At 68.5% G+C, this 13,149-nt stretch carries 17 protein-coding genes; all 17 read left to right on the forward strand.

Annotated elements, in window-relative coordinates:
* Positions 1 to 32 precede the first annotated feature (32 nt).
* Positions 33 to 371 carry a hypothetical protein gene (locus AB0H52_RS13590; protein WP_357947366.1) on the forward strand — a complete coding sequence of 113 codons (339 nt, stop codon included), beginning with the start codon at positions 33 to 35 and terminating at the stop codon, positions 369 to 371.
* An 86-nt stretch (positions 372 to 457) separates the two neighbouring features.
* Entirely contained in the window at positions 458 to 1,087 is a 630-nt protein-coding gene (locus tag AB0H52_RS13595; RefSeq protein WP_357947369.1) for a hypothetical protein, read from the forward strand.
* A gap of 16 nt (positions 1,088 to 1,103) precedes the next feature.
* Positions 1,104 to 2,630, forward strand: a complete 1,527-nt coding sequence (terL, locus tag AB0H52_RS13600; RefSeq protein ID WP_357947372.1) for a phage terminase large subunit — start codon at positions 1,104 to 1,106, stop codon at positions 2,628 to 2,630.
* Positions 2,631 to 2,648: 18 nt separating this feature from the next.
* Positions 2,649 to 4,682 (forward strand): DUF935 family protein, encoded by a 2,034-nt coding sequence (locus AB0H52_RS13605; RefSeq protein WP_357947374.1) that lies wholly within the window; start codon positions 2,649 to 2,651, stop codon positions 4,680 to 4,682.
* A gap of 19 nt (positions 4,683 to 4,701) precedes the next feature.
* Entirely contained in the window at positions 4,702 to 6,774 is a 2,073-nt protein-coding gene (locus tag AB0H52_RS13610) for a 2'-5' RNA ligase family protein (RefSeq protein ID WP_357947377.1), read from the forward strand.
* Positions 6,767 to 7,132, forward strand: a complete 366-nt coding sequence (locus AB0H52_RS13615) for a DUF2190 family protein (RefSeq protein ID WP_357947380.1) — start codon at positions 6,767 to 6,769, stop codon at positions 7,130 to 7,132. Before AB0H52_RS13610 ends, AB0H52_RS13615 begins: the two co-directional genes overlap by 8 nt.
* 12 nt (positions 7,133 to 7,144) lie before the next feature.
* Entirely contained in the window at positions 7,145 to 8,059 is a 915-nt protein-coding gene (locus tag AB0H52_RS13620; protein ID WP_357947383.1) for a hypothetical protein, read from the forward strand.
* Positions 8,060 to 8,073: 14 nt separating this feature from the next.
* Positions 8,074 to 8,568: a hypothetical protein gene (locus AB0H52_RS13625; protein ID WP_357947386.1), complete on the forward strand. Its 495-nt coding sequence runs from the start codon at positions 8,074 to 8,076 to the stop codon at positions 8,566 to 8,568.
* Between the two features lie 101 nt (positions 8,569 to 8,669).
* On the forward strand, positions 8,670 to 8,948 hold the full coding sequence (locus AB0H52_RS13630; RefSeq protein WP_357947389.1) for a hypothetical protein: 279 nt from the start codon (positions 8,670 to 8,672) through the stop codon (positions 8,946 to 8,948).
* 17 nt (positions 8,949 to 8,965) lie between these two features.
* Positions 8,966 to 9,373: a hypothetical protein gene (locus AB0H52_RS13635; RefSeq protein ID WP_357947392.1), complete on the forward strand. Its 408-nt coding sequence runs from the start codon at positions 8,966 to 8,968 to the stop codon at positions 9,371 to 9,373.
* A 13-nt stretch (positions 9,374 to 9,386) separates the two neighbouring features.
* On the forward strand, positions 9,387 to 9,815 hold the full coding sequence (locus tag AB0H52_RS13640; RefSeq protein ID WP_357947395.1) for a DUF6093 family protein: 429 nt from the start codon (positions 9,387 to 9,389) through the stop codon (positions 9,813 to 9,815).
* A 15-nt stretch (positions 9,816 to 9,830) separates the two neighbouring features.
* On the forward strand, positions 9,831 to 10,184 hold the full coding sequence (locus tag AB0H52_RS13645; RefSeq protein ID WP_357947398.1) for an HK97-gp10 family putative phage morphogenesis protein: 354 nt from the start codon (positions 9,831 to 9,833) through the stop codon (positions 10,182 to 10,184).
* On the forward strand, positions 10,177 to 10,623 hold the full coding sequence (locus tag AB0H52_RS13650; protein ID WP_357947400.1) for a hypothetical protein: 447 nt from the start codon (positions 10,177 to 10,179) through the stop codon (positions 10,621 to 10,623). Before AB0H52_RS13645 ends, AB0H52_RS13650 begins: the two co-directional genes overlap by 8 nt.
* Positions 10,616 to 10,936, forward strand: a complete 321-nt coding sequence (locus AB0H52_RS13655) for a hypothetical protein (protein WP_357947403.1) — start codon at positions 10,616 to 10,618, stop codon at positions 10,934 to 10,936. The genes AB0H52_RS13650 and AB0H52_RS13655 overlap by 8 nt, the downstream gene beginning before the upstream one ends.
* Before the next feature lie 420 nt (positions 10,937 to 11,356).
* Positions 11,357 to 11,839: a hypothetical protein gene (locus AB0H52_RS13660; RefSeq protein ID WP_357947406.1), complete on the forward strand. Its 483-nt coding sequence runs from the start codon at positions 11,357 to 11,359 to the stop codon at positions 11,837 to 11,839.
* A gap of 100 nt (positions 11,840 to 11,939) precedes the next feature.
* Entirely contained in the window at positions 11,940 to 12,503 is a 564-nt protein-coding gene (locus AB0H52_RS13665; RefSeq protein WP_357947409.1) for a hypothetical protein, read from the forward strand.
* Between the two features lie 56 nt (positions 12,504 to 12,559).
* Positions 12,560 to 12,913, forward strand: a complete 354-nt coding sequence (locus tag AB0H52_RS13670) for a hypothetical protein (protein WP_357947412.1) — start codon at positions 12,560 to 12,562, stop codon at positions 12,911 to 12,913.
* The last annotated feature ends 236 nt before the right edge of the window (positions 12,914 to 13,149 follow it).

Consider the following 13,149-nt stretch of genomic DNA (forward strand, 5'->3'; position numbering starts at 1 on the left):
TCCGGCGGGCGTTCGGCATTTCCGGAGGCGACATGGCCGACCGGAAACCCCGCACCAACACCGCCCGCCTCCGTCGCGCCCACGCCATCGGCGCCGCCCTGTGGGCGCTACTGGTCATCCCCACCGTCGTCTGGTGGCGCGAATCAATCACCTGGCTGGTGTTCATCAGCATCTACACCGTCATCGTCGACCACCTCGGCGCGTGGCAGGCGGCACGGGCCGAAGACGCCGCCCGCCCAGACGTCGACCAGCTCACCGCCGGCTTCACCCAGATGAAGGACGACGCCGAGCGCGCCGACGACGGCCACGAGCCGACCACCCCGGAGGAGCCGACCGAGCCCACCGAGCCGGGCACTGACACCTTCCGCTGACCCCCGGTAGACCGGCCCCGGGTGCGCGTCATCCCCAGCACGCCACCCGGGGCCACCGGAAACCAGCACGGAAGTGGGGGCGGGCCATGACCAACCCCATGACCTGCCCAAGCTGCAACACACCCCACGACCCCACCAAGTGCAACGGCCACGCGAAAAGCACCGGAAAACAGTGCACCGCCTGGCCGATTCGTGGCGGCAAGGTGTGCATCAAGCACGGCGGCAAAGCCAAGCAGGTTCGCGCCGCCGCCGACCGCCGGCTAGCTGAGGTGAAGTTGGAAGCAGCCGTTCAGACGTACGGCCTCCAACTCGACGTGTCACCCACCGATGCACTGCTCGACGAAGTGAAGTGGACCGCAGGGCACGTCACGTGGTTGCGGGCCCGTGTGCAGGAGATGGAAGCCGCAGCCCTGTCGTGGGGTATCCGGTCGGTGGTCGACAAAGAGGGCGGGGAGTTCCCCGGCGTTGACACCACCGAGGCCGCCGCACCCCCCGTCCTGCTCGACCTGTACCAGCGGGAACGCAAACACCTGCTGGATGTGTGCAAGGCCGCCATCGCTGCCGGCATTGAGGAACGGCGGGTGCGCCTGGCCGAATCTCAGGGTGCCCTGTTGGCGGATGTGATCCGGCGGATCCTCGGTGACCTGAACCTGACGGCTGAGCAGTCGGCGTTGGTGTCTGAGGTTGTTCCCCGGCATTTGCGGGCGGTGTCCTGACGGGGGTGGCGCGGTGATGATCGCCCCCGTGTCGCCGTGGGAGTCGGCCGCCCGGTTGTTTGAGAAGCCGGTCCGGCGGTGGGAAACGCCGGGTGCCATGGCGCTCGACCTGGACGGGCGCACCGTGCAAACGCCTGCGTTGGACCTGATCGACGAGGCGCTTGTTGCGCTGGCGGACGGGCCGGGCCAGCAGCGGCTGGCCATCTTTATGGCACCGCAAGAGGGCAAGAGTGAACGCGCGTCGCACTGGTTTCCGCTGTGGGCGTTGGTCAACAACCCGGATCTGCGGATCGCCATCGTCAGCCACGATGCCGAGCTGGCCCGCGCGTGGGGTGCGGCGATCAAACGTGACGTGGAGACGTTCAACGGGGACGAGGACACCGTTGACCTCGGGTTGCGGCTCCGTACCGACTCGAAGGCCATGGGGCGCTGGAACGTCGACGGCCGCCGCGGCGGGGTCTATGCCGTATCGATCGGCGGCTCATTGACTGGCCGCCCGGTCGATCTGCTCTGCCTTGATGATCCGATCTCCAACCTTGAGCAAGCCCAGTCCATCAAGTATCGCGACCGGGCGCACAGGTTCTGGCAGGGCGTCGCCATTCCGCGCATGGGCCCCAACACCAAGACGGTCTTGATCCAGACCCGCTGGCACGAAGATGATCTGGCGGGTCGCCTGCTCGCTACCGAAGGGGACCGCGCCAAGGGTGGTAAGTGGCGGGTCATTTCGATTCCGGCCCAGTGCGAGGACGAGGCAACGGACCCGCTGGGCCGGAAAGAGGGCGAGTACATGATTTCCGCACGGGGTCGAACCCGAGCGGACTGGGAGGAACGCAAGCGGGATTCGGGCCCTTACGTCTGGGCGGCACTGTTTCAGCAGCGGCCGGCACCTGCCGAGGGCGGCTTGTTCAAGCGGATCTGGTGGCGGTACTGGTCGACGGCGCTACCGGTCGCCTCAGGTGAGCGCATTCAGCTCGGCGACCGAGGCGTTGACCTCGCCGACTGTTGGCGGTTCGCCACCATTGACCTCGCCAACTCGACGCGCACGTCCGCCGACTACACGGTGATTGCCGCGTGGGCGCGTACCACTGCCGGTGATCTCGTTCTGCTGGATTTGGTGCGGGCGAAGATCGGCGACGAGCAGCACTTCACGCATGCCCGGCCGCTGGTTGAGCGGTGGAAGCTGGACAGCTTGTTCGTGGAGGGCTCGCAGTACGGGACAACTCTTGTGCGTGAGGCGGTCGGTGCTGGGGTGCCGATCACCGCCGTGCAGGCCGAGGCGGACAAGTTCTCCCGGGCTCTCCCCTACTCGGCGTGGGCTGGGCAGGGCAGGGTGTGGCTGCCCAGCGGCCGGCACTGGCTGGACGCGTTTGTTGCCGAGCACGCGTCGTTCCCGGCGGCAGCCCACGACGACATGGTTGACGTGGGCAGCCTCGCCGTGCGGGTGGCGATCACTAGGTGGGCGCCGCCAGCCCCGAAACGGCAACCCCGCCCCGAATCGCGTACCGCTGAGCGACCCATCGACCTGATGAACGAGCCGATGTAGTCGCCGGGGGTGGTCGTGATGGCCCTCCCTACCCGCCTGCACGGCAGCGTTTCCGATGGCACGTATGACGCGTGGCTGGGTGAGGCGCTGGAGCAGGTGCCCGCGCTGGTGTACCCGCTGTCGGTGGAGACGTACGCGCAGATGCGCCGCGACCCGCAGTTGGCGGCGATCCTCGCCGGGTACACGTTGCAGATCCGCCGGGCGTCGTGGTCGGTGAACCCTGCCGGGTGCCGCCCGGAGGTGGCGCAGCTTGTAGCCGACGACCTTGGGTTGCCGGTGGCCGGGGATGACAAGCCGCGTGCCGCCCGGGTGCGGGGCGTGTCGTGGGCGGAGCACCTACGGGCGGCGTTGGCGTGCCTGACCTACGGGCACTCGGGGTTCGAAATCCTGGCGGAGATGCGCAACGGGCTCGCTCGGCTGTCGATGCTGGCGGAACGCCCGGCGCACACGATCACCGCCATCTACGCCGACGAACGCTCGGGCGCGTTCCAGGGCGTCACCCAGGACATACCGGGCCGGTTGGATGTGCCACAGATCAAAGCGGACCGGATGGTGTGGTACTGCCACGAGCGCGAAGGCAACTCGTGGCAGGGCACGTCGCTGCTGCGCCCCGCATACGGGCCGTGGCTGTTGAAGCGGGAACTCCAGCGGGTGCTGGCCACATCGTCGCGGCGTTTCGGCATGGGCGTTCCAACGGTGAAAGCCCTCCCGGGTACCAGCCCCACCGAGGGGCAGATGACCGCCGCTCTCGGCCTGGCCACGTCGGCGCGGGTTGGGGATCAGGGCGGTGCCGCTGTCCCGCCCGGGTTCACCTTCGAGTTGGTGGGAATGACCGGGTCGACCCCTGACACGTTGGGGTTCATCCGTTACCTCGACCAGCAAATGTCCCGCATGTCGCTGATGAACCACCTCGACTTGGGCACCTCCGAGTCTGGTTCGCGGGCGCTCGCGGAGGCGTTCGTGGACGTGCTGATGATGGGTATCACGTCGGTGGCGGAAACCGTCGCTGACACCATCACCCGTCAGGCCGCAGCCCGCGTCGTGGGCTGGAACTTTGGCGAAGACGAACCCGTCCCCGCAGTGACGGTGTCGGGGATCGGGGACCGGCGGGAGATCACCGCTGAGGCGTTGGATTTGCTGCTGCGCTCCGGCGCACTGTCGGCGGACCCAGCGTTGGAGGCGCACATTCGCCGCGAGTGGCGGCTACCGGAGCGGCAGGCCACCCCCGAACCAGTGCCGCGCCCTGTTGCGGCGGGCGCGCGCCGTCCACGCCCTGTGGCGGCGGCAGCGCCTGTCGAGCCTTCCGGCTACCAGTATCTCGCCGACCAGCACGCCCAGGCGGTCACGGACCTGTCCGCCCGGTGGGAGCAGGAATCGCCGCCGCTGGTGGACGCATTGGCTGCGGCAACCTCAGCCGAGGTGTCCGCCGGGATGCTCGTTGGGTTCGGCTCTTTGGTGGTTCCACCTGCGGTGACTGCCGGTTTAACGGCGGCAATCATCGCCACCCTGTCCGGCGCCGCGACGGCTGCGGCCACCGGGGCGACAGCCGAACTGGCCGCCCTCGGTATCACCGCCAGCACGGCGCTTGGGGATGAGCACACCACCCGCATTGAGCAGATCGCCGAAGCCACCGTCGGTCTGATCACCGCCGGGTACGCATCCGGTGCCGGACGGGTCGCCATGGCGAACACCGGACCCGACACCCCAGCGTCGGCGGTGGAACAGGCGGTGCGGGATCACCTCACGGACCTGTCCGAGGCGAAAACGTCCGGGCTGGTCGCCGGGAACCTGGCCGCCGCGGTCACCTCAGCGCAGGCCGAAGCCCGCCGGGCTGTTCTCGAACAGGCACCCGTGGGCACCCGGTTCGTGGCCAACGAAGTGTTGGACGACGGCAACCGGTGCCAGCCCTGCGGGGATGTGACCGGCACCGAATACGACACCCTCACCGCCGCCCTCGCCGACTACCCCACCGGGTTGCGGTTCAAGGACTGCGCGGGCGGACACCGCTGCCGCGGCCTTATCGCACCGCTACTGCCCATCGTCGCCGGATGACCGGGAAGGGGTGGGTGCCTTGCCGCTGACCATTCCTGCCCCACCCGCGTTGGCCCGGATCAACCGGGTGGAGTTGGTGCACACCGGGTCGTGGAACGCCAAGTCCGGGCCGGTGACGTTCACCCCCGACGACCTCGCCTCAGCAGTGGGTGCGTTCGACTGCCCCGCCGTGCGACGCCCGGTGCTCAAGTTCGGGCACGACGGCAACCACGGCGCCGGGGATCCGGCGATCGGCTGGGTCGACAACCTGGCCCTGGACGACGACGGCGGTTCACTGGTCGGCGACTTTGTGGGCATGCCCGCCTGGTTGGCGACCGCCGACGCCAACGGCAACTCGGTACTCACCTCCGCCTACCCGGACCGGTCCATTGAGGGCGAGTTCGACTACCGCTGCCAGTTGGGCCACAACCACCCGTTCGTAGTCCACGCCGTGGCGCTGCTCGGGGTGGACCGGCCCGGTGTCGGCACCCTCCCGTCACTACAAGACCTCGCCGCCGTGTACGGGGTGGAACTCGCCGACGGCAGCACCCCCACCGGCACGCAGGTGACCGTCACCCTTTCTACGCCTGTGCACACCGGGGCGATGGTGGCCCTGGTCCCATCCGAAGCGGATATCGCCCGGCTGGTCGTGGACGGCGGCGAACCGGCCGAGCAACTACACACCACCCTCCTGTTCCTCGGCGAGGCAGCCGACTGGGACGACACCCAGCAGCAGGCGGCACGGGACGCGCTGGCGAGCCTCGCCGCCCAGGTGGCGCCGCTGACCGTTGACGGGTTCGGGTTGTCGCTGTTCAACCCTGGCAACCCCGACCGCGACACGTGCGTGGTGCTCGCCCTGTCCGGTGACGGGCTCACCGACCTGCACGACCAGACCGCCACCAATGTCGCCGGGCCTGTGCCGGAGCAGCACCAGCCGTGGCAGCCGCACATCACCTTGGCCTACACCGACGACCCGACCGCCCTCACCGACCTTGTGGACCGGGTTGGGCCCGTCACCTTCGACCGGCTGCGCGTCGCGTTCGCCGGACAGGCCACCGACTTCCCGCTCGGTCAACCAGTCGCCGCCGCGGTGGCTAATGGAAGGAGCATCATGCCGAACCCGCGCCCGGCGAAAGTCGCCGCGAGCGTGTCCGTGGAGGACGTGCGCCGCGACTACTACGACAAGGCGCCCTGGTCGCACTGGATCACCGAAGTGCACCTGGACCCGCTGCAACTGATCGTGGTCGACGACGAGTCCGGCCAGCGCCTGCGTGTCCCAGTCGATGTGACCGGCGAGGACACGTTCACGTTCGGTGAGCCGGTCAAGGTGCTCGTCCGCTACGTGGACAAGCCCGAACAGGTCGCCGCATCCGCAGGCCAGCCCATTGTCTACGCGTCCCGCGCCGAGTCGCGGCCCGGCCAGCAACCCGCCGCCACCACCCCCGAGCCGACCGCACCGCCGGCCGAGCCCGTACCCGCCGAACCGCTGGCGGACCCCGAACTCCCGGCCGCCGAGCCGGAGCCCAAAACCGAACCGAAGGAGGACCCTGTGTCCACCCTGAGCGATGTCCGCTCCCGGCTCGGCCTGCCCGACGACGCGGATGAGGCGACGGTTTCCGCCGCTGTCCTCGCCGCCATCGGCGGGCAGCCGACCGAACCCACCACCGACACCACCACGGAGGCGGTCACCGAACCGGAGACGCCCGCCGAGCCGACCCCGGTCGCCGCGTCCACCGGCCCGGCCCTGCCGGACGGTGTCGTCACCATCGACCGTGAGGCGCTGGCTGAGCTACGCCGCAACGCCACCCTCGGCGCCGCCGCACACGAGCGGCAGCGTGTCGCTGACCGCGACGCCGTCATCGCCGCCGCCATGAACGACGGCAAGTTCGCCCCGGCCCGCAAGGACCACTGGGTGAAGGCGTGGGAAGCCGACCCGGAGGGCACCAAGGCGACCCTGTCGGCGCTGGAGCCCGGCCTGATCGTTCCCGTCGTGGCCGCTGGCACCGCCGGACCGGGTGAGCCGGAGGCCGATGAACTCGGCATCAACGAGACCGCCGCGAACGCCTGGGCTCAGCAGCTGGGTGTGGACGTGAAGGAGCTGACCCGTGGCTAACGACTACCTGCCCAAGTTCAAGCCCGGCCAGGCCATCACCCGCACCGCCACCGCCACGATTACCGCCGGTCAGATGATCACCGTCGCCGGTGCCGTGGCCGTCGCCGACTCCACCACCTGGCTGGGTGTGGCGTCCCACGACGCCGTGTCCGGTCAGACGGTGGGCGCCTACGCCGATGGCGTGCAGCGCCTCATCGCGTCGGCTGCCATCGCCGTCGGTGACCGCGTGAAGTGCGCGGCTGCCGGGAAGATCGCCACCCTCACCGCAGGCTCGGATGCCTACGACCGGCTGGTCGGTATCGCCCTCGAAGCGGCGGCGGCCGACGGTGACGTCATCGCCGTCAAGCTGGCCCGATAGGAGCCCTGACAGATGCCTAACGTTTACGCGCCGGCCGCCCCCACGGTGTCCGGCGACAACATCACCGTCAACCGGCTGGTCAACTCGCCGGTGCTGATCCAGCGGGCGCTGCGCACTCTCGCGCAGATGCGTCTGGTGGGTGACAAGATCCTGACCGGGTCGGTGGACCTGACGGGTACGGGTGCGGTCAACTACGAGGTGTCCGAGGCCATCATGGCTGCGTCCCTCGCGGAGCGCATCGATGACCTGATGGAGTACCCGCTGTCGGCGGAGCCGTCGGCGGTGAGCCAGATGGCGGCTGCGGAGAACTGGGGTCTGTCGACTCTGATCTCCGACAAGCTGGTGGCCCGCAACCGGGTCGACATCGTCAACCGCAAGATGATCAAGCTGGCGAACCGGATCGCGTTCGGTTTCGACAGCCTGATCCTGTCGGCGGTCGCGTCGGCGGTCACGCAGACCAGCACCGCCACGGCGGCATGGAACACCACCAACGCGGACCCGTTCGCTGACATCACCCTCGGCGCGGCCGTCGTGGATTCCCTGAACCAGGGCTACGAGGTGGACACTGTTCTTGCCACCCCGACGCGGTGGGCTCGACTCATCGCCTCTGCGAAGATCATCGAGCGTGCGCCGCGTGAGTCCAACGACTCGCTGCTGCTCACCGGGCGTCTCGCCCGCATCGCCGGCCTGAACATCTGGAAGACCACCAACATGCCGGCCGGTGTGGACGTCATGCTGATCGACTCCCGGCAGCTCGGCTCCATCGGCTGGGAAGACCAGGGCGGCGGCTACCTCGGCAGCGCCGACGGTGTCCAGTCGAAGCGGATCCGGCTGGACGAGAACGACGGCTGGAAGATCCAGGGCCGGCGGATCGGTGTGCCGATCGTGCAGGAGCCTGGTGCCGCCGTGAAGATCATCTCAACCTGATCGGGGGTCAGTCCATGGCTGAGAAGCTTTTGCGCGGCAAGGCGCCGCTGACACTGTGGAAGGGCGCCAACGGCGCGGCGGGAGGCCACCTGTACCGGGGTGGCCTGCTCGACCCGGAAACCGTGGACGCCGACGACCGAAAGCGCCTCATCGATGAGGGTTTCCTCGACGTGGTGGTGCGCAAGGGTGAGTCGTTCGTGCTCGCCGAGGACACCGACACCGGCGACAAGGGCGACCCGGTGACCGTCGGCGACGCCGGACTCGTACCGAAGTCGGAGACGGACAACGGCACGGTCAACACCCCCACCGAACCGGTTGCCGACCCGGAGTTGGAGACGCGCCGTGCCGCCGCGCGGGCGAAGCTGCCTGCGGACGGGTCGGCCCCGAAGTCGTCGCACGGCCAGGACGTGTGGGTGGAGTACCACGTCGCCCAGGGCGGCAACTACGACGACCTCGCCAAGCAGGACAAGGCGGAGCTGATCAAGCTCGCGCAGTCCCGCCAGTCCTAACCCAACTGTGAGCCCCGGCCGCCCGCACCACTAGTTCGCGGGCGGCCGGCGCTTACCACCTCCCCCAGCGCCCCACCCCTGGATTCGGGTTTGGGGCTGCCGTGGAGGCCACACCCCACCCACCGCCGGTGGTCACGTTGCCGGCCGGGTGGCACTGGTACGGGCAGGTGTGGCAGGTCACCAACACGACCGCGCCCACGCTGCGCGTGCACACCGCAGGCTTGGCCTCCGGCCCGCTGAACATCGGCACCAGCTCGGCCGGCATGTCCGCCGGCCGATTCGGCTACTTCGCGACCGGCGTGTCGGGCGCGCTCGGCGCGATCACCCTGTCGAGCACCCACCAACTGCCCACACCGCGCATCGCCTACCGGCGAGCCTGACAAGGGGGGCAGCCCGAATGTCGGGAATCGCAGGTGACGGCGGCGATCAGAGCGCGTTCGAGTTGGACCCGACCACCAATGTCGGCATGGTGCGGCTGCTGATCACCGACGTGAACGAAGCCGACCCCCTGTTCACCGACACCGAGATCGAGGCGTTCCTGACCCTTGAGAGTGGGGTGAAGCGGGCTGCCGCTTCGGCGTTGGAGACGATCGCCCGCTCAGAACTGCTGATCTCGAAGAAGATCACCACTCAGGATCTCAGCACCGACGGGCCTGCGGTCGCCGCCGAACTGCGCGCGACGGCGAAGGCTCTACGGGAACAGGCTGCGAAGGATCGCTCCGATGATGGGCTTGATCCATCACAGGCGCTGCTGCCCCGCTACTCCTTCCCTGCCCCGGTTTCGTGGGGCGACTCGTATCTGTGACAGGCGGTGACCGGTGCCCCTTGCTAACACGCACCTGATTCATCCCCGGTTCGAGGCACACCACCGCCCGGTCGCCGACCGGCAAGCCACCGCGACATGCCGGGTGGAACGGCCAGCACAACAGGCGGTGTGGGATGACGCCGCAGGAAAGAACACGTACCCGCCGCCGGACGTGTTGTACGAGGGTCCGTGCCGCTACCAGCACCTGTCCGCAGCAGGTCAACCGGTAGTCGCGGACACCACCACCCCGTTGGCTGACGTGCGGATCACCCTGCCGGTGGGGGCAGTCGTCTATCAGATCAATGACCTGGTGACGGTGACAGCGACTGCCACGAACCCTGACTTGGTGGCCCGCACGTTGACGGTGACTGCCGTGTCGGGCAGTTCCATCTCGTGGCAGCGCGACCTGGTGTGCCAGTTGAGGCAGCCCACCACCCGCTGAACAGGGGGTGCACTGGTGGACGACTTCGACCGCCTAGCTGACGACATGGACGGCGCCGGGAACAAGTTGGGCCGCGAGGTGCACGCCCTGGTGCGGTCATCCACTCTCCGAACGGAGCAGTTGGGTAAGGCCCGCGCACCTGTGCGCACCGGGCACCTGCGGTCGTCGATCTCTTCGGACTTCAGTGGCGGGCCGGGCTCGGATGTGATCACCGGGGAGACGGGGCCGACCGCCTCATACGCGCATTTCCTCGAACATGGCACGTCGCGCATGGCGCCGCGCCCGTTCATGGGGCCAGCGGCGGATGTGGTGGAGCCGTTGTTCTATGCCGCTGCTGCCGCCTTGGCGGGGCAGGTGCTTGATGGCTGATAGCGATGTCGGCTGGGCGCACGCGCAGGGGCTGGCAGCCCTGCTGGAGCCGTTGCCGTACGTCACCTACATGGGTGAGGTCATCGACGCTGATGACACGCTTGAGTACCCGCACCTGATCCTGTGGCCGCCCCCCGCAACCCGGACCACGGTCACCCTCAACGGGTACGGCGGCGAGGTCACCACCACCACCCAGATCACGGCGGTGGGCCGGGATCCCCGCGAGGCGATCACCGCTTTGGATCGGGCGTCCGCGCTGCTACACCGTCGCCGGCCGACTATCCCGGGTCGCCGCTGCTCGGTCATCAGCTACGAGCCGGGCGCGGCAGGCCCACCCCAGCCGCAGCGCGATGAGCAGGCCCGCACCCCCGACGGCCGCCCCCCGTACTTCACGTTCGCCCTATTCACCTTGCACTCATCACGGAGCCCCGATGGCTGAGATCCCTGTCCGTACCGCCTCCTATGAGGGCGTCAACCTCGCGTTGGGTGCTGCTGCGGCGAACGACACCGCCCAATGCGGGCGATATTCGCTGCTGGTCCTCAACGGTTCTGGTGCGCCGATCACGGTGACGATCGCCGTTCCTGGCAACACGTCGTATGGGGTGGCCGCCCCCGACAAGGTGTTCACGATTCCTGCCGGCCAGTTGTGGGAGATTCCGCTGCTGGAGGTGTACCGGGATCCGTCGGACCGGCTGGCGCACATCACATGGTCGTCGACAACGACGGTCACCCGTGCCGTCGTGAGCCGGTAGGGGGGCGTCGTGCCGAAGTGGATTCGGGTGCGGGACACCCAAACGGGGCACCAGTTCGACGTGGAGGCGAGTGCGTTGAAGCGCCGCCGGGGCGTGGAGCCGGTCAACGATCCGCAGCGGTGGCCGGATGTGGAGGGCGCTCTGGCCCGGCCGCGCCCGCCGAAGCCGTTCACCAGCAAGGGCGGGGGCGCTGCCATCCCAGCGCAGTTTGTGGTGACGGAGACGCAGCCCGGCGGTGAGGCGTTCATCCCTCGCGGTTATGGCCAGGATGCCGACGCCCCGACCAGTCCACATACCAGCGGCCCACCGCCCGCCGATGGCGGTCGCACCCGCCGAACCAAGACGACTAGCACTCCGGCCGATGCGCCGGCTGACACCGACGCACCAAAGGAGTAAATCGAAGTGAGTCAACCTCTGTCCGTGCCTGCCGATGGTCACCAGGCCGTCCTGTGGGTGCCCGCCCTCGCCGACCCCGAGCACCCCACCGTCGGTGAACTGACCTCCGGGTCTGTGGTCGACGCGTCCTGCTACCTCACCGCCGAGGGGTGGACGCCGGAAACCGACGAGCAGACTGTCGCCGACGATCGCCTGTGTTCGGTGGCGTCGTATGAGCAGCCGGGCCGCATTCAGCATTCGCTGATGATCTCGTACGTGCACAACCCGGACTCCCCGGCGGACAACGAGTTGTACCTGACGCTCACCCGCCTGACTACCGGCTACTTCGTGTCCCGGGTTGGTGTGCCATACGACCAGGCGTTCGCTGTTGGGGACATCGTGGATGTGTACCCGGCGAAGATGGGCTACCGGCGTAAGCAGCCAGGTAGCGCGAACTCGGTGCTGACGGTGCAGCAGAAGCCGTTCATTATCGGCCCGGTCGTGCAGGACGCCGTCGTCGTCGCCTGACCCTCTCAACCCCCCGAGCTGGCGGTGTGGGCTTTCTCAGCCCTTAGCCCACACCGCCACCAAACCGTGTCCAAGGGCTGATCTGAAAAGGGCTGACCACATGACCACCAGAACCACCAAGGCGGCACCACCTCCGCCGAGCACCAAGGACCGGTTGCAGGCGGCGCGACTGCCCGAGCGCACCGTCGACATCTGCCTGCGCGGTGACCTGCAAGCCGAGTGGGAAGATCTACACCGCCAGTTGGCCGACGCTGAGGCGGCGGCGGGCAAGGACAAGCGGCTGAACAGCAGCGGTGCCGTGCAGGCCATCGGTGATCAGATCACCGCCGTGCAGGACCAGATGCGCGCCGACACCATCGTGTTCCGCATGCGCGCCCTGTCCCGCAAGGTGTGGGCTGAGCTGATCAAGCAGCACCCAGCGCGTAAGGACAACGACGAAGACCAGCAACTGGGCTACAACGTCGACACGTTCATGGTCGCGTTGATCCGGGCGTCCACCTACTCGCCGGATGACCTGGACGATGAGACGTGGGCGGACCTGCTGGACGAGCGGATCACCGAATGGCAGTTCGCCCAGTTGCAGAACACTGCCCTCGCGTTGAACATCCGCAAGGTTGACGTCCCAAACTCGTTCGCCGTCTCACGGCAGACCCGGGCCTCCTAGCTCGGGTCCGTGCCGCGAGACGGCAGCACATCACGCTGCGCGAGTTCGACGGGTGGGTGGCCGAGCGGGTCACCGACTACGAGTACGACGACGCTGGCAGGGTCATCCGCTCCACCGAGTGGGTGGAGTCGGCGTGGGATGAGCAGCAACGCGGGTGGATGCTCGCCCTCGCCGAGTACGACGCCGACGTGTGCCCCCACTGTGGTGGCCCGTCCGAGGTGTGCCAGTCGAAGGACGCCGACCGCAACAACCCCCGGGCGTCGTGGATTTACTGGCCCATCACCCCCGCCGAATGTGCAGTGACCACCGCCATGCGGTTGCACAAGCAAGACCCCGACGACAAACGCGCCCTGATCCCCCGGGTGGTGCGGGTACGACGGGGCTCCCCCAAACCGAAGAACGCCATCTGACCGGGCGGGGGTGGCGGCATGCGGCGGATTGCCGTGCAGTTCGTCGCCGAAATGGCCACGTTCAAGCGGAACATGCGCGACGGGGCGAACGAGGTTCGCCGGATGCGCGACGAAGCCAAGGCCACGCAGGCTGAGGTTGCTGCCCTCGGTAAGGCCGGCGACGACGCCGGCCGCCGTTTGGGTGACGGCCTGGTGCGCGGTGCCGACGGCAGGCTGCGCAACGCCCGGGGCCGGTT

The organism is Micromonospora sp. NPDC050695, assembly GCF_040654415.1.
Lineage (GTDB): Bacteria > Actinomycetota > Actinomycetes > Mycobacteriales > Micromonosporaceae > Micromonospora.